Raw genomic sequence first — 23,213 nt, 5'->3', positions numbered from 1 at the left:
TTTCAGGACCCATACTCAAGCCTCAATCCATTCCATAGCATACACTTCATACTTGAGGAGCCTCTCATGGTTCAGGGTGTACCGAGGGAGGAGAGGGAGGAGAGAGTATACAGGGCTCTTGAGGAGGTTAAATTAACACCGCCTGAGGATTTCATAAACAAGTACCCGCACATGCTGAGCGGTGGACAGAGACAGAGAGTCTCCATTGCTAGGGCCATAATAACCAACCCCGATTTCATAGTAGCTGATGAGCCTGTCTCAATGCTTGACGCATCGATTAGGGTGGAGATACTGACAATACTTAAGGATATACAACAAAAGCATAAGATGGCATTTATGTACATAACACACGACATATCCACAGCCAAATACTTCAGCGATTACATACTAATAATGTATGCAGGGCAGTTCGCCGAGTACGGACCATTTAGAGACGTGGTTAAGAACCCACTACATCCATATGCCCAATCACTAATAGAGGCAATACCAGACCCAGACCCAAGCAATAGATTGAGGGAGAGGAAGGTGGCCCCTGGTGAACCGCCAAATCTAGTCAATCCACCACCAGGTTGTAGATTCCACCCAAGGTGCCCATTTGCAATGGACATATGCAAAAGGCAGGAACCACCCGTTATTGAAGCAAGACCTGGCGTTTACGTCAAGTGCTGGTTATATAAAGGGTTTTAATAATTATAAATCGAAATAATTCCCACAAATGCAATTAATTAAATGCTTATCTTTCAATTAAGGCCAGGATTAATTTAAAATAACACTCACGATATATATATCAGTTAAGATAGAGTGTTTTGATGAGGGCAAGAACAATGTTGATAATAGGGCTTGTGGCTCTCTTAGCAGTTATAGGTTTAGCGTTAATGCTTCCTACTATCAGTGCCTCCGTAGTCACAACGACCAGCAGTACACCGAGCTTCTGCGTACCCGTCACCCCAAGCTGTATATGGGCAATGTGATGAGTAGTTAAATAGCCATTCAATTTAAAATTACTTAAAATTAAAATCTCTTATCCTTTTAATTGTGAGGTTCTATGATGAGGTTGCTCCGCGATTTCCTGCTCGGGATTCTAATATTCATTACAGGCATCCTCATCTTCTTCCTGCTCTATCCCCTGGCGCGGCATGTGGGTAGTGGTTTTGTTGCGTTATTGGTTCTCCTCGTGCTGTTAATCTTCGGCATTGCTGGTTTGGGGTGGTACCTTGGTGAGTGGTTCGGTGTTAGTTCGGCGATTAGGGAGTTAATGTTTAGGTTCAGGGTTTGGCTTCTTTGGCGCTTACTCTATGGTGATAGGGAGTTCCTGATGGATCTAGTGTTCATAGAGTACGTACTAGGCGAGGTTTACCGCCTATCCCATGAATTATTAATAAACGGCAACGAAGTCACAATAAGGATAAACGCACCAATAAACAAGGACCTAGCCATAAGACTCATGAACCAAATAAACACAAACCTAAATAAACTAACAATAACAAAAATAGAGACAGGATAAGTAACCTCTGTCTCATCGTTAGGTTGTAGACTCAACTCGAGATGCTCATAAGTCATGGACATATGTAGGGAGAGGTAACCGGAAGTGTTGAGTATTGATGAGAGAAAAGTTATCTGTTGGTTATATAAGTAAATAAATAATAAAACTAATTAATTATAGAAAAGCGTTAAATAGTTTGTAAGGTCAGTAGCGGTAATGTCAGTATCGGGTGAGGCACTTAAGGTGATAATGAGGAATTACCCAACGGGTGTTACCATAGTTACCACGGTCTACAACAATGAGTATTACGGACTCACGGTCAACTCCTTCACATCACTATCCCTAGACCCACCCCTTGTGCTTATTGCAATAGATAAAAGGCTCACGAGTCACGAAGCCATTGATAGGTCGGGTGTTTATGCTGTTAATATATTACCAAGCGATATGAAGGATTTAGCCGTTAAATTCGCCACAGCGCCCAGGGAGGAGAGGTTTAAGGGGTTGAAAATTAGGACGGCAAAGACAGGTTCGCCGATAATTGATGGTGTGATTGCTTACCTAGATTGTAGGGTTGTTGCGAAATACCCAGGTGGTGATCACACGATATTTATTGGTGAGGTTGTTGATGGGCAGGTCATAAGTAATAAGCCACCTCTCGTGTATTATAACAGGGGTTATTACTCAATGTCGCAGATTACGCCAATCTAATGATAAAGATCGGCTAAAATCATTTAAGTACTGCCCTAGATTATTCTGTGGTGATGATGGGTATCAAAACGGATTGGTGAAGACCTCACGACGAGCTGAACCTACATGTTTTGGAATTCATGGAATAGGTATTGCACGGATGATGCTATGGCCAATGCCTTCCTCATAGTCCCACTCACCTTAACTGTAACGAGTGCCGTGCCATTACTCCTACCAACAATAACAATCGCAGACCTTAAGTACTTAACCAGGGGGTTAGGCACGCCTACTATCACCCGACCAATCTCGTACTTCTTAACGACCCTTAACTCAACACCAATGGCATCCTTACCCGCCAACAATCTAAACCAATTATTCAACTCCGCCAATACATAGTCAACACGATCACTGGGATACACGTCGAGTATCACGTACCTCATGTGCAAACACCCCTCCTATACATGGCGTTCACTATTAACTCATACGGATTATCACTAATCAGAGGAGCTGCATTAATGCTGGATAGCACATGTATTAACTCAATGATATCCCTGGGATTCCTAATGTCGGTCACGTTATTTATTCCCTGTGAAATAACAATCATAAGTTCATCAACCGTCGTGTACTCGTTGATGAGGTCCCTTAGGAATGCAAGGCCTTGTTCGCCATGGTTAATTATGGGATTTATCACTATCTCTAGGGCTTTACCTTCCCTGGCCATTGCACGGACTTGGGGTTTTGTTGGTAAGGTATTCTTATTTATATCATTTATTGTTATTAGGTCGATCCTCTCATCACTTATGAACTTATTAAGGACGAACCTACTCCAGGGTATCACCGAAACTATATCGAAGTTTTTAACCATCCTCAACTTCCAGGTGCTGTTCTGCGTGATGACCAACTTCCTGAAGGTCGGTATTTCTTCAATATCGTTGTTTCCCACAGTCAATGCCGCCAACCCATAACCAAGCCTTTTGAGTAGATTGATAACTGGTCTGTCCGTGGTGCCAAGATGTAATTCCACAAACATTCAGCGCCTATTTACAGACCTCCTGGCCTCCTCCCCGTCCTAAAGGGCGGGGTGGTTTCCTCGCCCAGCCTTCATTGGCTCCTCTGGCTGGGTTCATGGGTTTGCCCCGGGCCAGCACCGCGGGGCTTTGCTCTAAGCTGGCCATGAATTCCCTGAGTGTAGCGTGTAGATGGTGCACGATGGGGTGTGGTATCATTGGGTTTGATTCGCCTTCGTACTCTCTCCAGTTCATGTTCTTGTTTAGGTTCTTCATGTTCCACCATACTCCCTTTGTCCAGGACTCTGGTGTTATTTTCCAAGCCATGTTCATGACCGATGCATAGTCCCTATCTACATAGTGTCCGAGTGGGCATTTTAGGGTGTGCCAATCATCTGTTCTCTCAAGCTTCGTAAAATGGATTGGGCATACCCTGCTGTTCCTATAGGATGATACGTGGAATATCTTCGAACCCCTCTCCAAAGCCTTTTCTTCCACAGCCTTCTCTAAAGCCTTGAACGGTGTTTGTTTAATCCTATGCCTCAACTCGTCCTTCCCAATTCCATCAATCATCTCCTCCTGTGGGTTGTTCCCTAACTCTTCAGTTACGATAATTGCCGGCGTCTTTGTCAATTCATTCGCCACGTGCCTAACACGACCAACCTTCCTAACCCTCTCCCTCAACCTCTTCACGCGCTTCCTGAACTCCCTTGTGTTTGTTATGTTCGCGTACTTACCGCTTGGTAATGTGAATCCAGGCTTCAACCTCTCGATAATCGCGTTCCTAACCCTTTCATACCTCCTGGCTAGTCTACCAAAATCAGTCTTGATTGTATAGAGCTGTGGCGTTAAGTATTGCTTGTTCCAATCAGCCACCTTGCTCACGGTGGTTTCGATATCAATCCTGCCCACTGCTACCGTGTTCTCGTTTATGTCGAAGGCAACAATTGATCTTGGTTCCTCCTCCCTGGGCTTCAGCTCAAAGGCAAAAATTGCATACCACTTGTTCAACCTACGCTTAACAACTAGCGTACTGGCTAGCCTTGCTTCACCACTCAATACCCTCCACCAGTATTGCCAGAAGCGCTTGTGCAACCTCAACCAAACCTCCCTCCTCCCACCAAGTAGGGATAGCTCAACCCTAACCGGGGCTACTGATTTAACGAATTGATCATAACTCCATGCATCCTCTGTAAACCTAATCGAGACTCTCCTAACCTCAGGATAGGGCTTGCTCACCAAGCCCTTCCTCCTCCTCTCCATGAATGACTTGGCGATTTCAGATGCCTGCCTAATGGCTTGGATGATTAGTTGAGAGTTCAAGTCTTGGTGCTCCAGCCTATACTTGCTATAGAACAGCTCATAGAGTTGATTCGCACTCGTAACATTGTTCTTAACGGCGTACTCGACGACCTCGCGAACGATGTTGAGGTATGCGGTCTCAACGGAGTGGAGCAGCTTGTTGAGTTCCCTAGTGGCCTCAAGCTCAACAGCCACAGCCCTACGCAACAACAAAGGCAAGGAAAACACCTACTTTAAAAACCTGACCCGCCCAGAAGGGGCGAGACTTGACCATTATTGTCACCGCCGACCTTAACCTTAATTCTAACCACATCATCACCATCGCTCAATACTACGTGTCCTTGGGCGAATTCCTGCTTATCGAGCCTTATGAATATGTTACCTCCAGAATCTACCCTGGCACTTATCGTCTCCATTAATTGATTTCTATTGGTCATTGATGAGCATAACCTGGTTATTATCTTCATGGCCAATTCTTCATCCTTAATCACAGACGATACTTTGTATATTGGGTTACCGTAGTGTCCATAGAGTACCTCAATTATTATTGGTGCGTTGGTGGTTAGTAAATCAATTAATGAGTTAATCACCTTATCCACACTCTCTGTTGCATGGATGTAAACCTCAACCTCTAATTGCGTTGGTATTGATCCCATACATTAATCATGATTTTACGAAGATTGTTGAGATTGAGTTGATTGAGTAGTCTTCCTCAATCTCTCAATCAATTTCCTCTGCCTCTCCCTCAACCTTCTCCTCCTACGATCCTCCCTATCCTCCTTACCAACGAGCCATGAGAATTCAGGGTCACTCCTTATTGCTGGATGATTTGGATCAACGAGTATTACTTCGTACCAGACGTACGTGCCATCCTCACCAACCCAGTAAGAGCCTAAAACCTCCATGTTTGGGTACTTCCTAGCCGCCCTCTCCTCCGCAATCAATTGTAGGCTCTTGCTCGTGGTTATGCCATAAACACCCATCCTCTTTGGTCTCCTGCCACTTCTCGGTCTCCTTCTATTGAAGGGACCCCTCCTTAGCCTAACCCTAACAACAATTATTCCCTGCTTGGCCTTATAGCCATACTGCCTAGCCTTATTTATTCTAGTGGGCTTCTCAACCCTAACTATTGACGGCTCTCTACGCCACCTAATCAACCGCTGCTTCATCACAACATCCCAAATCCAACCATTCCTAGCTCCACTCCACACCTCAGCCAGGTAGTGATAAAGTCCTTTTGCCATCAGGACCCAATCCGCTTAGGGTTTTTAAGGATAACGAACCCCTGATATACTCCCCACCCTATTAAATAGGCCCGAGCTCTCGAGTTCATCGCATTAATCAACCTAGCGCATTCTCACAGGTATTCCTTAAGTCAAAGGCTAGGTCCCTGAGTATGGAGCTCATTAGTCCCTTCTCCCTAAGCGACTCCTCTCTGAGGGCTATTGATAATAAGGTCCTTGAGTCCATATCCTGGTACGTATTGACTATTCGGGATAACTCATTGAGTAAATTGCTAAGCTTTACGAGTAGGTAGTCCCCAACCACTACAAGCTCATTCCTATACCCATAAAAATTCCCAATCATTCGCCTACCTACCTCCGTTACCCTCAAAACCAACCTACCATTCAATGTCGCCAGTTCGAGGAGACCCTCATTAATTAGCGAGCTCACGTCATTAATCAATGCCTGGCTAATTATAGGTGGTATCTCATATGTGTACCTAATTATGTGGGAGGATAGGTACGTAATCAAGCTTAAGCGGTATAATTGAAGCGTGGAATTTCTCGAGTGCCAAACAATGAATAGTATCGCGTATTTATTTGGAAACACCATAAACCTCTTACGTCCAATCTCAACCTCGGGTAGCCTCATCACCCATTAGGAACCAGGTTGTGAATATTAAACTTAAGGCGTAGGTTAAGGCCACGGTAGTCCTCATGGGATGGCCCGTGGATGGCCCAAGCCTTATCTCGTACTTAGCCTCCTTTCGGAGGTTAAGGCTCACGTCATCATACTCATTGCCGAGTATTAACCCAATCCTTAAATTCCTCCTGAACGCATCCCTACTCACCTCAATGAGCCTTCTCTCATTATCCTTAGCATGCATTGATAAGACTACGGGTACATCAATCCCAACTAACGCGTCCTCAGGCTTTACAACCTTCACGTTAGGCAGCGAACCCAGTCGTAATGCCCTATATGCTCTATCAATTAGGCGTTGATCGGTTATTAGTCTTAATTCCACACCAAGGGCGTGGCTTAATTGTAACAGGTCCATTGTCTCGTAAACGGTCTTGGGACCTTCAACAATACCAATAATCTGCCTAACCCAATCGGTGGGTATTGATTCCCTCCTCTTGCTGAATAATTCCCTCATTGAATGCGCAACTATGAATGAGTCATCCCTAACCTCAACGTATATGTAGTAATCGGGATCCTCTAAATCAGCGGTCGCAAACTGTGCCAAGTACTTACCCAGCACCTTAGCTAGTTCAACGCTCGTCATTGGGTAGCTCTTGTCCATCCTCCTCACAACCACCTTAAAGGTGCCACCATGCATAAGACCTGTGAGGATTCCCTTAGCAACCTCCATTAACTTATCAAGGTCTCTCTCAATCACATGATCTATTATTGATATATGCGCGATATACCCGATCTCCCTGAGCCTAACTAAAGTATCCTCAGGGCAGTTGGAAATGTCTATTATGGCCTTATTACGACCCCACTTCTCAACCAATCCGCAATTCAACCTGGCAAGTAGGTCGTATGGATTAATGCTCCTGGCGTAAGGCTCAAACGTCACCAAAACCTTCATCTGCAATAAGCCCAAGTGGGCGAGCCAAAATACTTTTACCCAACATAAGAATACGGAACCATAACCATGCTTAGGAGTGTTAAGGCACATCATTATTGAGTTTATGTGTTATTTTACGTCATTACCTGAAACAACGCTTAAAATCACCTTATTAATTTGAGGTCTTGATCGCATGAATGGTTAGAATTAAGGCATTAGTATTGACGTATAGGGATTACGATCTCGATACATTGGCTAAAGCATATTTATTAGATAATGAGTTGAAAGACCTATACGGACACTATGACTCATTAATCGCATTACAGACATGCAACAGAATCGAGTTCTACCTCGATGGAGGTGAAAATGAGGATCATTTAATCAGTATGCTCAAGAATAGGGCTGGTGTGGAACCGAGGGTTTTATTCGACTTAGACGCAGTCAAGCACTTATTACTTGTGACAACTGGTTTAGACTCCATGTTCTTTGGCGAAAGAGAAATACTATCTCAAGTCAAGAAAGCCTACGCTACGGGTAAGCGATCAGAGAGATTGAGGATACTATTCGAATCAGCGATTAGGTTTGGTGAGAACTTTAGACGTAAGTATAACTTATCGGAGATATCATTTATAAAATTCCTGTCGAATTTTATAATGAATAACGTAGATTCCGAAGATAAGCTGTTGGTCATTGGTGGTGGTGAAGTTGCCAGGGGCGTGGTTAGAGAATTATTAAGAAATGGATACTCTAACATAGTGGTGGCTAATAGAACATTGGATAGGTTAAAGTATGAATTTGGAAATTCCGTGAAGGTGGTAAACCTTGAATCATTGAAAAACGAAGTAGCCACCAATAAGTACGATGTTTGGTTAGCCGCAATATCAGCGAAGCAACCAATCATTAGCGTCAAAGATTCCAGGGAGATCCCTGACTTAATAATCGATGTTTCAACGCCAAGTGCTGTGGATGTTGATGGAACCCCTGTGAGAATCATAAGGCTTGAGGACTTGAGGGAGCCCTATCTCAAGTATGTTAACGGTAAAAGTAGTATCCTCAAGGAATTCGGCGAGGTTGATAAGGAAGCTGAGAGAATAATGAGGTTGATAATACGTAGGGACGCCGATGATGTAATTAGGGATATCACGAGGTTCACTGAAAACATAAGAGAGGAGGAGGTTAGGGAGGCAATCAATGCGCTTAATAATGGTGCCGATCCCAAGGTAGTTGTGGAGGCTATGAGTAGGTCCTTGGTTAAGAAGATCATGCATAATTACCTTGAGAACATTCGTGCATTAACTGAGAAAGGGGACTTAGACGAGATAAGGAGGTTAAGGGACCTATTCATAATGGCACACGATAATTCATGATATTAATCCTTTATTTTAAATGCTAAACCGTAACGTCTTAATTAACTTTATTTAAAACCATGGCTTTCATGGAATCCTCTATTTGCCTAAGGGTTTCGTTTATTATAGAATCCTCATGGGCAGCGCTCGTAAATATAGCTTCGAACTGGCTTGGGGCTATGAAAACCCCACGTTTAAGCAATTCCTCATGTAGGTTTAGGTATATCTTCGCATTTGATCTGCTCGCTGTTTCGTGATCAATAACCTCACCCTTCGTGAAGAATACCTGAAGCATTGTTGGCACCCAATTAATGGTGTGGTCTATACCATACCTACCTAACACGTCATCAAGCCCTTCAGCCAATTTACGTGAGGCGTTTATGGCTATTTCATACGCATTCGTGGTTTCGAGAACCTCTATGGTGGCTAATCCGGCAATCATTGATATTGGGTGCCCATTAAAGGTGCCTGCGTTAAATACTGGTCCCTTAGGCGATAATTTACTCATAATCTCCTCACGCGCACCAACAGCACCCACCGGAAAACCACCCCCGATTATCTTACCCAGCGTGGTTATGTCCGCCTTAACCCCATAATACCTTTGCGCACCACCGAGCCCAAGCCTATAGCCGGTAACTACCTCATCAAATATTAGCAATGAACCGAACCTATCAGCAACCTCCCTAAGACCCTTCAAAAAATCGTTTCTGGGTGGTATTACTCCGTAATTAGCCATAATAGGTTCGACTATTATAGCCGCGACATCGTTTCCCTCCTCCCTCATTATTTTCTCTACACTATCGAGATCATTGTATCTGGCAACGAGTGTTAACTTAGCCACATCCTCAGGAACACCAGCTGATGATGGTGAACCAAAATGTGCAGCAGCACTTCCTGCTTTCACGAGGACTGAGTCAACGGCACCGTGATAGCAACCCTCGAACTTCAGTATCTTCCTACGCCCTGTGTATCCACGGGCAAGCCTTATGGCTGTGGCCACAGCCTCACCACCACTATTCACGAACCTCACCATCTCAATACTTGGGAAGTGATTTACGATCTTCTTAGCAAGCGTGATCTCAAGCTCCGTAGGTGCTCCATAGAGCCAGCCCTTACTCACGTACTCAACAATCCTCCTAGTGACAGCCTCCGGTGCGTGGCCTAGTATTAGCGGTCCGTAACCAAGCACATAATCTATCAATCTATTACCATCAACCGTTATTAAGTATGGACCCTTACCCTCCCTCACAAAGAATGGGTATGGCCTAATTGCAGCCCTGACCGGGCTATTAACACCACCAACAAGCACCCTCTGTGCTTCCTCGAATAATCTCTTCGACTCACTCATTATGGGAATAACCAGTCACGCCCATTAAATTTTACCCAACCATGCTTCACAGTGGGTCATGCATTTAAACCTAGCTATACATGCAACGTGATGATTGAGAGAACACTCGTTATAATAAAACCCGATGCAGTTAAAAAGGGATTGATTGGGGAGATAATAAGTAGGTTTGAGAGGGCTGGGCTTAGGATTGTGGCGATGAAAATGTTGAGACTAACTAAGGAGGAGGCTGCCAAGTTCTATCCGAGTGATGAGGGTTGGTTAAGGTCCGTTGGTAGTAAATCGTTAAAGTCATACTCAGAGATCGGCAAGGATCCAAGGGAGGATTTGGGTACGGACGACCCTGTCGAGATTGGCAAGATAATTAGGGGTTGGCTTGCGGATTACCTATCAATGGGCCCAATAGTTGCCATGGTTATTGAAGGTAATAGGGCTGTTGAGGTTGTTAGGAAGATTGTTGGTTCAACAACACCATACTCATCACCACCAGGCACCATTAGAGGCGACTTCTCAGTGGATAGCCCAGACCTGGCAAACCTTGAGAAGAGGGCTCTATTCAACCTGGTGCACGCTAGTGATAGCCCCAAGGAGGCTGAAAGGGAGATTAGGTTCTTCTTCCGTGAGAATGAGTTCGTTGACTACACGTGACGATCAAATTATCTATAAACTCCTTATCTGTATTACAGATTTTATATCATCATGACCCCAGTAGTAGGCGTACTCATACTCATCAAGTGGGACCTCCTTCGTTATCAACTTCCTAACCCAACCGCCAAACTCAAACTTAGCCTTAACCAGGTCGGCAACGCCGTCCTGGAATGACCCTATGCTGGCGTTTGTGGCTCCGATTATCAGCTTATTCCTCCTCCAATCGTCTAATAATGGTACCATATTAACAACCTTGCTGTCCAGGTAAATACCAAGGAGTACGGCAACACCGTCAGCACTAAGATGCCTCAAGGCTTCATATGCCGCGGATGAGGATCCCGTTGCCTCAATGACTATGTCAAACTCATCACTTAGCTGATCAACATTTACGTTAACGTACTTAGCACCGATCTCCTTAGTCAGCTTAGCCTTGGGGCTGTCGTACGGCCTTGTTGCTGTTATTGTTACGTCCGTAAAGCCCCTAAGTCTCATAACCATAAGTGCGAGCATTCCTATTGGTCCAGCGCCCATTATAAGCACCTTTCTTGGGCTCCAAGAACTGAACCTAGCCTTACCAAGCTCCAGCGCCAACTTGATGCCCTTCTCCACGATAGATAGGGGCTCTGTGAGAACTGCGACGTCTACAATCTCCTTAGGCACCTTGACTAAAAACCTTGCATCACTCACCGCATACTCTGCGGCGAAGCCATGTAGGTACCAAATACCGTGCTCCGCGTAGGTACCTCTTGGACAGTAGTCAAGCTCTGTAATCGGTAACGTACACGTTGTCGGCCTCCTCACTGTGGGTACTACGATGTCGCCCACCGATACATTGTCGACACCATCCCCGAGCTCAGCCACCGACGCCACAGCCTCATGACCAAGAATCAGGTACTCCTCACCAGGTGGTGCCGCCCCATACTTGCCCTCAATGATATCCTTATCAGTGCCACAAACGCCAACCTCAATTGGTTCAAGTAATACCTGGCCTTTACCAAGGGATGGTTTAGGCATCTCCCTTAGGGCTAATGAATCCTTCATTAATGGTACTACTGTGACTGCCTTCATCGATCTATAACGGATTTTATCCCCTTAATAAATAGGTGCTGTGTAGAAATTTAATTCAATAATTGCCCCTAGAACTGAACCTAATGCTTAAACAGATTTTAACCACTACATAACCTATATACTATTACGGAGAAAACGCGTATTAAGCCACCACTTAATATTGTGGTGTATGTCCCATTTACTCAGGGACATGTTGGATAGAATAGTTAATGGGCAATTGTTGGTCATAGATCTCACGCATGAACTCTACACGGGTATGCCGACATACCCTGGGGATCCACCCTTTACTCATGAGTACGTTAAGGTGGGCAGGAATTACGGTGAGTCAACCCTCTCAAAAATATCGGCTGGGCTGCACAGCGGTACTCATGTAGACCTTCCGAGACATTTCGTACCTAACGGAGCCACGGCAGAGACAATAAGTCCCAGTGACTTTATAGCCTACGGTGTAGTATTGGACCTTAGCTATAAGAGGTTTGGTGAACCAATCACCAGGGAAGACCTGGAGAAGTTTGGCAATAAAATACGGCAGGGCTACGTGGTAATGCTCTACACGGGATTTTCCAGGGCGTGGGGCACAGAGGAGTTCCTATATAACTGGCCGTACCTGGATAGATCAGGTGCTGATTACTTAATCGAAAGAAAAATTAGAGCTGTCGGTATAGAAGCCCTTAGCATAGCCGGTTGGCCTGGTAAGGAGGGTTACCCATACCCACCCAGGGTTGCTAGAGATGATGTGGCATACGTGCATTACAAACTATTGTCCAATGGAATCTACATAATAGAGGGGGCCACAAACCTCGATATAGCATTGAGTAAATGCAAGGATGGTGAGGGATTATTCATATTCACGCCACTTAAGATTAGGGGTGCCGAGGGATCACCGGTCAGGTTATTGATGATGTGCGAGACAAAATAACCTAGTCAATATCTCTAGGATCTCTGGGCAAAACCATCCCAATTGTTTCCTTCAATATTCTTCTCAAGATCCTATATGTAAGACCCCAAATCACCATGTCCTCTATAACTATCGCCGGCCTCTTCATACCTTTTATATCAACATCTACCTTAACATACTTAGGAATATCATTTATATTTAACCAAAGCACCTTCGATAATTCCACCTTATTTATAGATAACGCAGGGTTGCAATTCCTCAATGCAAATATTGCAGGCACAACGCTTATGCTCGGCGCATTGCTCGGGGAGAGAGGCTCAAGAACTCCAAGTAATTCAGCATCACTATTTAAGTCAAGTCCAACCTCCTCCCTCGTCTCCCTAATTGCCGTCTCAACCAAGTCGTTATCTACACCTTGCTTAAACCTCCCGCCTGGAAATGCTGCATCACCACTCCAGGGATCCTCTGGGTTTATTGTCCTTTTACCGATTAAGATAGCGTTAAGGCACGTGTTGATTATCACCGCAACCGCAGCCCACGAATGCGCTGCGTCTGATTTCGGCTTTTCCATCCTCACGATACTTCTCAATCTCGATACTATGTCTGTACTTGCCATGACTTAATTTAGTAACTTACCAAATTAATAAAAGCTATTAGCCGTTCTAAATTAATGGTTGTAGGGGCCTTATTGAGAGAACCTCAGGATTTGCTAGATAAAGTGGTCTCTTCCCCATTAGTACATTTATCAAATTCTGAACGGCAACCTCGGCCATCCTCTCCCTGGTTTCGCTCGTGGCAGAGCCTATGTGCGGGGTCAGCACCACGTTATCAAACTTCGCTAATTCGTGGGTACTGGGTAATGGTTCCTCCTCAAAAACATCTAATGCGGCACCTGCTATCCAACCCTCCTTTAACGCCTTGACTAAGGCGTTTGTGTCAACAATATCACCCCTGGCAACATTTATCAAATATGCACCCCTCTTCATGAGCTTAAGCCTCTCCTCATTAATTAAGTGCCTGGTCTCCGGTGTTGCCGCTACTGTTATTACCACATAGTCGGACTCGCTTAACAATGCCTCAAGGGGTCTGTATTCAATGCCCAGTGCGAACTCTATTTGTGGCTTCCTTGTCCTTGACCAATAGATAACCTTCATGTTGAATGCCCTCGCTCTTCTGGCGACCGCAGTACCAATGTTGCCGAGACCGATTATCCCAAGTGTTGCTCCATGAACCTCGGAGCCCAAAAGCCAGCCCCACTTATCAAATATTGCACCTGCCCTGACAAGTTTGTCTCCTTGCACGATCTTCCTAGCAAGCGCTATTAAGAGTCCCATGGCAAGGTCAGCCACAGCTTCAACCAAAACCTCCGGCGTATGGGTTACGTAGATACCCCTCTCCGTGGCTGCCTTGACATCTATGTGATCAACACCAACACTGTATGTACTGATCACAATGAGTTTATCAGATTCATTGATTAATGACCTATCAATGACGTCACCAAGTGTAACAACGACGCCAGTGCATTCCTTAAACATCTCAACCCAAACCTCCCGAGGTGGTGACGCTTGCCTACTCCACATTGGTCCAGTTTCCTTCCACATCCTAATTTCCACGGGTAACTTATTCAATTGGGTGTATATCACTGAGGGCAGGTTGCTCCTACTTATGAAGATGCACGGTCCAACCATCAACGACTCAATGGAAAACTACTTAATTAATATTTCAGTGATATTGGATTATCAAAATCTCAACATAGCAGTTTAATGAGAAAGGTATGGCCTATTTTTGCATTCATGAAGATTTATAAATAGACCTCGTAGAAATATTTGGATGGTAACAATTAGGGACGTATTAAATAAGTTAAAGTGGACCGATCAATTAAGCAATCATGTGCTGGTGTATGTATCGAGAGGCTCACCAAATAATGAGGAGACTATTGATCTATCAAGGATAATCACCATAGGTAGGGATGGCTTCACATTCATAAATAATGATGGGAGGGAGACCTATATACCCTACCATAGGGTTGTGGAGATAAGGAATAAGGATGGCACGGTAATTTTTCATAGAAATGTCCCACACTAATGCTTGTAAATCTTTCTAAGGCTTTTGTGGATCATCGAAGAAATCGTCTATATATCTCGATAGTAATAAGTTCGTTATTCGTTATATCATTTAATAACTTCACGTAGGTTTTCCCTGTAAGGATTACTGCGTAAATGCTTAGAAGCAATATTATTAAATAACCGATTGTTTGCCTATAAGTATTGCTTGAGATTTCCATGCATGTGTAGTCTCATTTAGAATAGAATTTTCAGTTCTTTATAAAACTTGTTCCGAAGGTACCACGTTATTAATAGATTATTTTTGCCAATTACCATTCATTAATTTATTAACCCACCTCTGATGTTTGAGCACTAGGTCCTTATCCGCGTACAAGACATACGTTAAGTAATCTATCTCAACGGGATTTAATAGGCCTGGTATAATGATTGTGTGCGGTGTTTCACCTAAACTTGGTACGTTGTTTATTGTGGATACAACAATACTTTGATTCTCCCAACCTATCCTGGCAGCATATATTACCAATAAGCCATTATTAATGATTCCCAACTTACCATTTTCTTCCATTTTCCTCAGTAAGTCAATGGCTTCGCTGGCACTCATGAACTCATTACCATCCTTGATGTCAAGTAATAATATTGTGTGTAACCCACGCCTTAGGTTGTCATTTAATATCTCATAGGCTCTCATACTTAGTATGCCCATCCTTGGGTAAGTTATTGTAGCTATGGGTCCAAGCTTGTACGGCGATAAACCGAGTTGGCTGAGTATTGCGCATACTATACTGACGGAGTTTATGATCCTCACCTCAAAGCCCAGTCTCTTGACGATCACCAATATTGCCGCATGCGCCGTTGCCATCATGGGATCTCCTATGACCAGTAGAGCAGCATCTCTTCCCTTGCTTAGCTCGCTCATTATTGCATTACCACTTCTATCCTCAAGATCCTCCCTTGAGAGGAATACTATGTCGTGTCTAATACCCATTATCTGTTTAATTAATTCGCCTGGTGCCTTTGACGTATAGGTTTCCATGAATACCTTATCAACACTTCTTATAACATTTAGTGCATCTATCGTTAAATTACCAGGGCTTAGACCAAGTCCAACTAGGTATAATGTTGGGTTTTTCTTACCCACGTCTTTCTCGATTATTGAAAGATTTAAAAACGCGACAAGCATGTAAATGCATGGATGTCTTCTCGAGTGAAGATACCTGAGGATGGTGAACCAATAACAGCACAGGGTGGTGTCTGGAAAGTTCCGAATAAACCAATAATACTCTATATCGAGGGTGATGGTATAGGACCAGAGATTACGAACGTCGCGATTAAGGTGATAAATAAAGCCGTGGAAAAGGCCTATGGGAGCTCGAGGGAGATTAAGTGGGTGAAGGTTTATGCTGGTGAGGAAGCTGAGAGGGTTTATGGTAATAGGTTCCCTGAGGAGACAATAAACCTCATTACCAAATACAGGGTTGTCCTGAAAGGCCCGCTGGAGACGCCGATCGGTGGTGGTTGGAGGTCGATTAATGTTGCCATTAGGATGCTCCTGGACGCCTACGCCAATGTTAGGCCTGTGAAGTACATGCCGGGGCTTGAATCACCACTTAAGCACCCTGAGAGGGTTGATATGGTGATAATTAGGGAGAACACCGACGATCTCTACAGGGGTATTGAGTGGAGTTGGGATAGCTCTGAGGCGGCTAGGCTCAGGAAGTTCCTGAAGGAGGAGCTCAACATAGAGCTTGAGGACGACACTGGCATAGGCATAAAGCCAATGAGCAAGTACAAGACACAGAGGGTGGCTAGGTTTGCCTTCAAGTTCGCTATTGATAACAAGAGGAGGTCTGTCACAATAATGCATAAGGGTAACATAATGAAGTACACAGAGGGTGCGTTTAGGGAGTGGGCCTATGAGGTCGCCCTTAAGGAGTTCAGGGACTATGTTGTGACGGAAGAGGAGGTTAACAAGGTCTATGGAGGTAAGGTGCCGCCAGGGAAGATCTTGGTTAATGATAGGATAGCGGACAACATGTTCCAGCAGATAATAACGAGACCCGAGAACTATGACGTGATACTGGCACCAAATTTGAATGGTGACTACATAAGTGATGCTGCAGGCGCATTGATAGGCGATATTGGTGTACTTGGCGGTGCCAACGTCGGTGACTCTGGTGGTATGTTCGAGGCTGTTCACGGTACAGCACCCAAGTATGCGGGTAAGAACGTGGCGAATCCTACGGGCATAATTAGGGGTGGTGAGTTGATGCTTAGGTTCATGGGTTGGAGAGAGGCTGCTGATTTAATTGATAGGGCGATTACCGAAGCCATAAATCAGAAGAAGGTTACCCAAGACCTTGCCAGGTTCATGGGCGTCCAACCACTAGGTACTAAGGAGTTTGGCGATGCCTTGATTGAGATAATCGATCAGTTTAAGTGAAAAATGAAAAATTAACACTGATTAAAACAAATTCTATTCATTGTTCCTTAACCTCCTCCGTAATTACCTGCTTACCCTCCGCCCTAATCAGAGGTAGTCTCGGGTTCACATAATCATTGAGTGCCTTAACCACAAGCTCCATATCCGAGGGATCCAGGTCCTTGAGTATGGGTCTATGGCTCCTATAATTAACCACATCACTCGGCTCTATCTCCACGGACTTCACATCCTCCTCATAATACTTAGCTTTGACCAATACATTACCCAGTGGATTAACGACATGACTACCACCGAAGAATCCCAAACCGTCGTACTGCCCCACCGTATTCACGTAAACAGTGTATGCCACATTCTCCAATGCCCTGGCAACCATGAACGTCTCAAAGTGCAGCCTTGACATATCGGGTGCGGCGCTTATATATACGTGAACCTCAGCTCCCTTAAGCATCATTACCCTTGAAACCTCTGGGTAAAACGCATCGTAGCATATCGCAATACCTACCCTATGCCCATTAATGTTTATGACCGGTATATCACCCTTACCAATACCAAAGTACCTATACTCATCAAAAACACCGTATGAGGGTAAATGTCTCTTCCTATAAACCGCAAGTACACCATCAGGTCCTACGGCAACCGCCGTGTTATATAAAACGTGTGTTTCATTGTTCCTCTCCGCAAACCCTGTAATCACGTGACAATTCCTTCTCCTTGCCTCGAGGACTAACCTCGATATTGTCCTACCACTTATAGGCTCAGCTATTTGGAAGAACATATCCCTGGACATGTAGCCAGGTAGGTAAAGCTCGGGTGTTACTATGACGTCAGCACCATCGCCAACACACAATTTATTCATCGCCTTGATTAATCTATCCAGGTTGAACTCCACATCACCCAGTTTACTACCGTATTGAAGCAGGTGTACCCTGAGCATCAACACACAGTATCTGGGGTTATTAAAAATACAAACTCCCTAGTTAAATCGGTTAGTATTAAAAACCTAGCACGCTAGTAATTAACGTGCCCAAGATAACTCTTGAAAACATAGTACGTATTGACTATGACTATGTGGCACGTAGAATAATTGATTTCATAAGGGCATACGTTAGGGACTCGGGCGCTGCAGGTGCTGTGATTGGTCTCAGCGGTGGTGTTGACTCCAGCGTCACCGCCTATCTGCTTGTTAAAGCCTTGGGCAGTGACAATGTTGTTGGGTTAATACTACCCTACAGGACAACACCGCCTGAGGATATTGAGGATGCGAAATTCATCGCAGAAAGCCTGGGTATAAGGTATTACTACATAGATATTGGCAGTATTAGGGACTCCTTTGTTAAGTCAATACCCATATTCGATGAGGGTGATAAGGTATCCGCAGGCAATCTATTGCCTAGAATTAGGATGACGCTGCTGTACTACTTCGCCAATAGACTTAACAGAATTGTGGCTGGAACTGGTGATAAGAGTGAGCTATTGATTGGCTACTACACGAAGTATGGAGATGGTGGTGTGGATATACTACCCATCGGCGACTTATACAAAACACAGGTTAGGTACCTGGGTAAATACCTAGGCTTGCCCGATAGGATTGCCTTCAAACCATCAAGTCCAAGGCTTTGGGAGGGACAAACCGCGGAGGGTGAGCTTGGTGTTAAGTATGAGGATGTTGATGTAATACTGCATGCACTCGTTGATTATAGAATGACCCCCGAGCAGGCTGCGGAAGCGACAGGCAAACCGCTCGATTTAGTACAGGCAGTTTGGCGTAGGGTGTTGAATACGGAGCATAAGAGGAAGCCACCCATAGTTCCTAGGGTGTCCATGAGAACCCTCGGCATAGATTGGCGCATGCCGGTTAATAAAACGGGGTTGAGCGAGTTCATGGAATAAGCTTAATTAATTTCTCAACGTAAATCAAATTAAATGAGCAAGCCTCTTTGGCATGTTATCGAGGATCCAGCCTTCATAATCACCGTGTATGCAGGCATCGTGATCATCATGATGCTTATTGGTGCGATAGCCATATACGTAATAACGCAGTCCATATTCGATTCAGCGTTGGCATCATTACCACCAATATTTATAGCATTAATAATGGTTGCAGCCAAAATGGCGATAAAGAGGAATGAGGTCGCCCTATACCCTGATAAGATAGTGATAATTAGGGGTAACGAGAAGAGAGAGCTGCCAATATATGCAATAACCAGGGTTAGAGTAAGGCCCGTTATAAACACCGTTAGGATAAGGGGGGTTAGGTTTATACCTACGTTCAACGTACCGAGGCTAAGTACGTGGTCTGTCACCTTCATGTCCGGGAATGAGGAGTTAGTTAAGGTCTGGATAAATGAGAACGAACTAGATAGGTTAAGGTCAGTTATTAATAAGATATGTAGGGAGAGACTGTTATGCATAAATATTGAAAATGCCCTGTTAAGCTAATGATAAAGTCCATAGTGGCAAAACCCGTTGACAGAGTCGAGTTAGAGACAGGGTTTACCGCAATATGCCCTATCGATGGGAGCGTAGATAATTATTCGCTGAGGATAATGTACAGACCTCGGTGCAGTAGTGATGAGTGCACCTATGTTGAGCTGTCTAGCCTCAGGGAATTTCTCGATAGCTTCAGAAACAAAGCCGTATATCATGAAGACGTACTAAACGAAATAATGAACGAAATAATAGAGGCGGCAAATCCGTCAGAACTTACAATAATACTAATAAGCGAATATAAAGGCATAAAGTACGTCATTGAACGTAAACTCAATATGCCAGATTACTAACACGAATCTTAACCCTAATCCTCTCAAGGCTACCTGAGGCCCCCTCAATGAAGTTTGGTCTTCTCAGGGAATTCGCATATATCATAGCCTTCTTAAGGCCCTCCCTATCTCTATTCTTTATGTACGGCCATAGGTCAACTGCGGGTTCCTTGTATAGGCAGGTCTTTAGTTTACCATCGCTCGTTAACCTCATTGTCGTGCATCCAGCACAGAATGTTGGGTTGTTGTAATTCTTCACAATCTCAACCCTCACGCCATCAACCTCGTACAACGGCCTATTGTGTAGGTCCTTCCTTGTACCTATTAGCTTACCGTGTTTATTTAACCAACTAATGATGTCGCTTAGATCATCATAGTACCTGGCGAAGATTGGGAAACCATCACCCATTGGCATTAACTCTATTAGCTGAAGTACGAAACCGTACTTAGCGGCGAACCTAATCATCATTGGTATCTCGTCTGTATTTAAGCCCCTGAGAACAACCATGTTAAGTTTTATCTGCTTAAAGCCTAGATTGCTCACATAGTCAATGTTGTCCAAGACCTTATCCAATGCGTCAACGCCCGTTATAAACCTGTACTTACCCCTATCGAGTGAGTGGAGGGATATGTTCAACCTATTAAGTCCATGTTCAAGTAAATCCTTCGCGTAAACATCAAGGAGATAGCCGTTTGTGGTCATAGACAGGTCCTTGGGATTGACCTTGTTTATCTCATCAACGACCTTAACAATATCCCTGCGCAGTAGTGGCTCACCACCCGTTATCTTGAAATCATCAACACCAAGTTCCTTAGCGACTGATGCCGTGAAACCAATATCCTCAGCACTCAATTCCCTACCTAAGAACTTGCTTTGCCCCTCGAAGTGGCAGAATAAGCATTTGTAATTACATACGCTATTTACAACGATTCTAAGCTTTAGCCAGGGCCTACCGTAATTATCAACTAACATCTTTACTCATTAACTCGCAAATCCTTACGCCTTTATAAGTGGTGTGGGTAATCTAGTTTCACTGATTAGGTTCACGTTATATACTATGTAAGTTTAGGATCCTATCAATTTAATACGATTGTTTTTAATCGATAAACTTCGCGTTGTGTATTTTATCAAGTAGGTAATCGTGAAGGAACTTAAGCCCGTGTGTCGAGAGAGCCTCAATCTCGACCTTCTTCTTAGTCCTCAGGAATAACTCTATCTCCCTCTTCCAATGATCGCTCTGGAACCACGGGTACCTAAGGAGTTCCTGCGCCCTCTTTAAGTCCCTATCCGTGGCCTTTATAACGTACTCATCACTAATCTTATAACCACGTATATCCGTTGCCGTAACACCCACGAACTTAGCCTCTGGCGTTGCTAATCTATCGCTCTCATAACTCAGCTTTATCGAACCACTCTTGTACACGCTGTATATGTACCAACCATATGGATCCCCATCAGTCAATACGTAGATAGGGAGGTTGTACTCCTCATTTAACCTCCTCACGAACCTCCTCGTTGCCCTATCAGGCATTCCCTTCGCTGTTATTAACAAACAACTCTCCTTATTCCAAAAACCCTCCCTATTGAGTCTCTGGAATATTGCGTCCTTCTCTATAACCAGCACATAGTTTGCCTCGACCTTGACTATGTCCAGGTCATCGGGATTTGGCGGAAGGCTTAGCGCGGTGTCGCCAAGTTTTGTTGCATCTATCTCGAAGCCCTTGGACCTAACTATTATGGGTCCAACAACCTTTCCCTTAACATCGGCTGATAGTCCCATCTCCTCCCTAAGTATTCCCGTGGCTACCTCGATATCCTCAATAACGGCGTTGGACTCGGATTGCTCATCCCAGGTATTCTCCCTAATCACCTTATTTATTACATCAATCTTAAACTCCATTGTGTGCTTACCGTTGTAGTACAGATCCCTTATTGTTGGGTATACACCCTCCCTAATGGCTTGAACTATCAACTTGAACATCAACATTGTCTGCATGAACCTCTTCGACTCCTTCAGATCCAGAAACCTTCTCCTAACCTTCTCAGGACCTAGCACCAGCATCTTCTTCTTTGGGTCCCAAATTGTGTTGCTTAGGGTCCTAGCTGGTATCTCCAGTATCGGTTCCTCATTATTTAGCACCGCATTAGCCACAGAATTACCCCAATCCTCAAGTACCTTCAGCACCTCATCCCTGCTCTTAACCACGGCGATGGATGCTTATTAGGCAAAATAAGGCTTTTGGTTTCAAGACTTACGATAACCCTAAACTAAGGAGAGCAAACCACAGAAACAGCCTGCACAGATAACCTGTGTATAACGTAAGGTCATGCTTTAATAGCACAGCATTATGCGTAATGTGTATGACAAACGTTAAGGCACTCAGGGGTCGTGATTTCATAACCCTCATGGACTACACAACCGAGGAGGTTAAGTACCTCCTTGGGTTATCCAGGGATTTTAAATCGCGGTATTACCAGGGAGATAGGTATAGTGACGCCTTAAGGGGTAGGACGTTACTCATGATCTTTGAAAAACCGAGTACTAGGACGAGGGTTAGCCTCGATGTAGCCGCGACACAATTGGGTATGCATGTCATATATTCGAACCCACAAGAGCTTCAGCTTGGTCGTGGAGAGACCATAGCAGATACGGCTAGGGTTGTTGATAGGTTCGTAGACGCCATAGCAGCTAGGGTCTATAAGCATGAGTCATTGGTCGAGATGGCTAGGTATGCTGTAGCGCCTGTGATTAATGCCCTGAGTGACCAAGAGCACCCACTTCAAGCCCTTGCTGATGCACTAACTTTGTGGGAGGTTAAGGGTAGGCTTGATGGTTTAAGGGTGGCCTTTGTTGGCGATGGTGACAACAACATCGCCCACTCCCTCATGGTAATAGGCGCCAAACTCGGCTGGGAGGTTAGGATAATATCACCAAGGAAGTACTGGCCGACGAAGTTCATGGAATCCCTAACTGAGGATTTAAGAAGGACGGGTGCCAATATTATCATCAGCGATAATACGGAGGATGCTAGAGGAGTTGATGCGGTATACACCGATGTCTGGGTTAGCATGGGCATGGAGGCCGAGGCTGAGGAGAGGAGGAAGATATTCAGACCATACCAGGTTAATTCGGAGCTCATGAGGGTTGCAGGTCCACAAGCCATCTTCATGCATTGCCTACCTGCCCATAGGGGTGAGGAGGTTACGGATGACGTAATTGACGGACCCCAGAGCGTTGTGTGGGATCAGGCGGAGAATAGGCTTCATACATCAAAGGCGGTATTGATATCCCTACTTACATGAACTCAAAAATCACTAAAGCCACGGAATTAAATACGCTAAGGAAGTGTGTAAGCTTTATTAATA

The 23,213-nt window shown here is 44.5% G+C and carries 28 protein-coding genes; 13 read left to right on the top strand and 15 right to left on the bottom strand.

What is annotated here, in order from left to right:
* From B7L70_RS06480 to B7L70_RS06465, 4 genes are all read left to right on the top strand, one after another.
* On the top strand, positions 1 to 687 hold a 687-nt coding region (locus B7L70_RS06480), incomplete at its 5' end, for an ABC transporter ATP-binding protein (protein ID WP_081227066.1).
* A 122-nt stretch (positions 688 to 809) separates the two neighbouring features.
* Entirely contained in the window at positions 810 to 971 is a 162-nt protein-coding gene (locus B7L70_RS13365) for a hypothetical protein (protein ID WP_162009118.1), read from the top strand.
* A gap of 77 nt (positions 972 to 1,048) precedes the next feature.
* The gene (locus B7L70_RS06470) at positions 1,049 to 1,504 is read left to right on the top strand and encodes a hypothetical protein (RefSeq protein ID WP_143701563.1); all 456 of its coding nucleotides are present in this window, start codon (positions 1,049 to 1,051) and stop codon (positions 1,502 to 1,504) included.
* Between the two features lie 195 nt (positions 1,505 to 1,699).
* Positions 1,700 to 2,191: a flavin reductase family protein gene (locus B7L70_RS06465; protein ID WP_081227063.1), complete on the top strand. Its 492-nt coding sequence runs from the start codon at positions 1,700 to 1,702 to the stop codon at positions 2,189 to 2,191.
* A gap of 101 nt (positions 2,192 to 2,292) precedes the next feature.
* Here B7L70_RS06465 and B7L70_RS06460 read toward each other — a convergent pair whose 3' ends face one another.
* From B7L70_RS06460 to B7L70_RS06430, 7 genes are all read right to left on the bottom strand, one after another.
* Positions 2,293 to 2,610 (bottom strand): hypothetical protein, encoded by a 318-nt coding sequence (locus tag B7L70_RS06460; protein WP_081227062.1) that lies wholly within the window; start codon positions 2,608 to 2,610, stop codon positions 2,293 to 2,295.
* The gene (locus B7L70_RS06455) at positions 2,607 to 3,200 is read right to left on the bottom strand and encodes an RNase P subunit p30 family protein (protein WP_081227061.1); all 594 of its coding nucleotides are present in this window, start codon (positions 3,198 to 3,200) and stop codon (positions 2,607 to 2,609) included. Before B7L70_RS06455 ends, B7L70_RS06460 begins: the two co-directional genes overlap by 4 nt.
* A 7-nt stretch (positions 3,201 to 3,207) precedes the next feature.
* A complete protein-coding gene (locus tag B7L70_RS06450; RefSeq protein WP_081227060.1) occupies positions 3,208 to 4,689 on the bottom strand; it encodes a zinc ribbon domain-containing protein in 1,482 nt (493 codons plus the stop codon).
* A 23-nt stretch (positions 4,690 to 4,712) separates the two neighbouring features.
* Positions 4,713 to 5,135: an RNA-binding domain-containing protein gene (locus B7L70_RS06445; protein ID WP_081227059.1), complete on the bottom strand. Its 423-nt coding sequence runs from the start codon at positions 5,133 to 5,135 to the stop codon at positions 4,713 to 4,715.
* A 15-nt stretch (positions 5,136 to 5,150) separates the two neighbouring features.
* Entirely contained in the window at positions 5,151 to 5,723 is a 573-nt protein-coding gene (locus B7L70_RS06440) for a 50S ribosomal protein L15e (RefSeq protein WP_081227058.1), read from the bottom strand.
* 97 nt (positions 5,724 to 5,820) lie between these two features.
* Positions 5,821 to 6,354: a hypothetical protein gene (locus tag B7L70_RS06435; protein WP_081227057.1), complete on the bottom strand. Its 534-nt coding sequence runs from the start codon at positions 6,352 to 6,354 to the stop codon at positions 5,821 to 5,823.
* On the bottom strand, positions 6,335 to 7,297 hold the full coding sequence (locus B7L70_RS06430) for a THUMP domain-containing protein (protein WP_081227056.1): 963 nt from the start codon (positions 7,295 to 7,297) through the stop codon (positions 6,335 to 6,337). The genes B7L70_RS06435 and B7L70_RS06430 overlap by 20 nt, the downstream gene beginning before the upstream one ends.
* A 176-nt stretch (positions 7,298 to 7,473) precedes the next feature.
* Here B7L70_RS06430 and B7L70_RS06425 point away from each other — a divergent pair, with 176 nt between their 5' ends.
* Positions 7,474 to 8,643, top strand: a complete 1,170-nt coding sequence (locus tag B7L70_RS06425; RefSeq protein WP_081227055.1) for an NAD(P)-binding domain-containing protein — start codon at positions 7,474 to 7,476, stop codon at positions 8,641 to 8,643.
* Between the two features lie 37 nt (positions 8,644 to 8,680).
* Here the strand turns inward: B7L70_RS06425 and hemL are convergent, their stop codons facing one another.
* The gene (gene hemL, locus B7L70_RS06420; RefSeq protein ID WP_081227054.1) at positions 8,681 to 9,970 is read right to left on the bottom strand and encodes a glutamate-1-semialdehyde 2,1-aminomutase; all 1,290 of its coding nucleotides are present in this window, start codon (positions 9,968 to 9,970) and stop codon (positions 8,681 to 8,683) included.
* 90 nt (positions 9,971 to 10,060) lie between these two features.
* Here hemL and B7L70_RS06415 point away from each other — a divergent pair, with 90 nt between their 5' ends.
* Positions 10,061 to 10,615: a nucleoside-diphosphate kinase gene (locus B7L70_RS06415; protein ID WP_081227053.1), complete on the top strand. Its 555-nt coding sequence runs from the start codon at positions 10,061 to 10,063 to the stop codon at positions 10,613 to 10,615.
* A gap of 12 nt (positions 10,616 to 10,627) precedes the next feature.
* Here B7L70_RS06415 and B7L70_RS06410 read toward each other — a convergent pair whose 3' ends face one another.
* A complete protein-coding gene (locus B7L70_RS06410) occupies positions 10,628 to 11,683 on the bottom strand; it encodes a glucose 1-dehydrogenase (RefSeq protein ID WP_081227052.1) in 1,056 nt (351 codons plus the stop codon).
* A 169-nt stretch (positions 11,684 to 11,852) separates the two neighbouring features.
* Between B7L70_RS06410 and B7L70_RS06405 the strand changes: the two genes are divergently transcribed.
* Positions 11,853 to 12,602 carry a cyclase family protein gene (locus tag B7L70_RS06405; protein WP_081227051.1) on the top strand — a complete coding sequence of 250 codons (750 nt, stop codon included), beginning with the start codon at positions 11,853 to 11,855 and terminating at the stop codon, positions 12,600 to 12,602.
* A 1-nt stretch (position 12,603) separates the two neighbouring features.
* Here B7L70_RS06405 and B7L70_RS06400 read toward each other — a convergent pair whose 3' ends face one another.
* Both B7L70_RS06400 and B7L70_RS06395 read right to left on the bottom strand, forming a co-directional pair.
* The gene (locus B7L70_RS06400; protein WP_081227050.1) at positions 12,604 to 13,197 is read right to left on the bottom strand and encodes a CoA pyrophosphatase; all 594 of its coding nucleotides are present in this window, start codon (positions 13,195 to 13,197) and stop codon (positions 12,604 to 12,606) included.
* Between the two features lie 46 nt (positions 13,198 to 13,243).
* The gene (locus tag B7L70_RS06395; RefSeq protein ID WP_081227049.1) at positions 13,244 to 14,269 is read right to left on the bottom strand and encodes a D-glycerate dehydrogenase; all 1,026 of its coding nucleotides are present in this window, start codon (positions 14,267 to 14,269) and stop codon (positions 13,244 to 13,246) included.
* Between the two features lie 142 nt (positions 14,270 to 14,411).
* Here B7L70_RS06395 and B7L70_RS06390 point away from each other — a divergent pair, with 142 nt between their 5' ends.
* Positions 14,412 to 14,666, top strand: coding sequence for a DUF504 domain-containing protein (locus B7L70_RS06390; protein WP_081227048.1), 255 nt, complete (start codon positions 14,412 to 14,414; stop codon positions 14,664 to 14,666).
* A 276-nt stretch (positions 14,667 to 14,942) separates the two neighbouring features.
* Here B7L70_RS06390 and dph5 read toward each other — a convergent pair whose 3' ends face one another.
* Positions 14,943 to 15,785, bottom strand: coding sequence for a diphthine synthase (dph5, locus tag B7L70_RS06385; RefSeq protein WP_081227047.1), 843 nt, complete (start codon positions 15,783 to 15,785; stop codon positions 14,943 to 14,945).
* A 54-nt stretch (positions 15,786 to 15,839) separates the two neighbouring features.
* On the opposite strand from dph5, the gene B7L70_RS06380 reads away from it, so the two are divergent.
* Positions 15,840 to 17,087, top strand: a complete 1,248-nt coding sequence (locus B7L70_RS06380) for an NADP-dependent isocitrate dehydrogenase (RefSeq protein ID WP_081227046.1) — start codon at positions 15,840 to 15,842, stop codon at positions 17,085 to 17,087.
* Between the two features lie 37 nt (positions 17,088 to 17,124).
* Here B7L70_RS06380 and B7L70_RS06375 read toward each other — a convergent pair whose 3' ends face one another.
* Positions 17,125 to 18,021 carry a carbon-nitrogen hydrolase family protein gene (locus B7L70_RS06375; RefSeq protein WP_081227045.1) on the bottom strand — a complete coding sequence of 299 codons (897 nt, stop codon included), beginning with the start codon at positions 18,019 to 18,021 and terminating at the stop codon, positions 17,125 to 17,127.
* Between the two features lie 86 nt (positions 18,022 to 18,107).
* Here B7L70_RS06375 and B7L70_RS06370 point away from each other — a divergent pair, with 86 nt between their 5' ends.
* From B7L70_RS06370 to B7L70_RS06360, 3 genes are read left to right on the top strand one after another with little or no spacing between them, the layout of a single operon-like run.
* The gene (locus B7L70_RS06370; protein ID WP_081227044.1) at positions 18,108 to 18,977 is read left to right on the top strand and encodes an NAD+ synthase; all 870 of its coding nucleotides are present in this window, start codon (positions 18,108 to 18,110) and stop codon (positions 18,975 to 18,977) included.
* Between the two features lie 33 nt (positions 18,978 to 19,010).
* Complete coding sequence (locus tag B7L70_RS06365) at positions 19,011 to 19,526, top strand: hypothetical protein (RefSeq protein ID WP_081227043.1); 516 nt, start codon at positions 19,011 to 19,013, stop codon at positions 19,524 to 19,526.
* The gene (locus tag B7L70_RS06360) at positions 19,526 to 19,867 is read left to right on the top strand and encodes a hypothetical protein (protein ID WP_081227042.1); all 342 of its coding nucleotides are present in this window, start codon (positions 19,526 to 19,528) and stop codon (positions 19,865 to 19,867) included. The genes B7L70_RS06365 and B7L70_RS06360 overlap by 1 nt, the downstream gene beginning before the upstream one ends.
* Here B7L70_RS06360 and moaA read toward each other — a convergent pair.
* Together moaA and B7L70_RS06350 are read right to left on the bottom strand one after the other, a co-directional pair.
* Positions 19,848 to 20,819: a GTP 3',8-cyclase MoaA gene (gene moaA, locus B7L70_RS06355; RefSeq protein ID WP_081227041.1), complete on the bottom strand. Its 972-nt coding sequence runs from the start codon at positions 20,817 to 20,819 to the stop codon at positions 19,848 to 19,850. The two genes, B7L70_RS06360 and moaA, sit on opposite strands and share 20 nt — an antisense overlap.
* Before the next feature lie 124 nt (positions 20,820 to 20,943).
* Entirely contained in the window at positions 20,944 to 22,053 is a 1,110-nt protein-coding gene (locus tag B7L70_RS06350) for a DNA topoisomerase IV subunit A (RefSeq protein WP_081227040.1), read from the bottom strand.
* A gap of 155 nt (positions 22,054 to 22,208) precedes the next feature.
* Here B7L70_RS06350 and argF point away from each other — a divergent pair, with 155 nt between their 5' ends.
* Complete coding sequence (argF, locus tag B7L70_RS06345) at positions 22,209 to 23,150, top strand: ornithine carbamoyltransferase (protein ID WP_081227039.1); 942 nt, start codon at positions 22,209 to 22,211, stop codon at positions 23,148 to 23,150.
* Positions 23,151 to 23,213: the final 63 nt, after the last annotated feature.

This window comes from Vulcanisaeta sp. EB80 (assembly GCF_002078205.2).
Note: the sequence above shows the minus strand (reverse complement) of the source record. Positions and strands in the feature narration are given on the sequence as shown.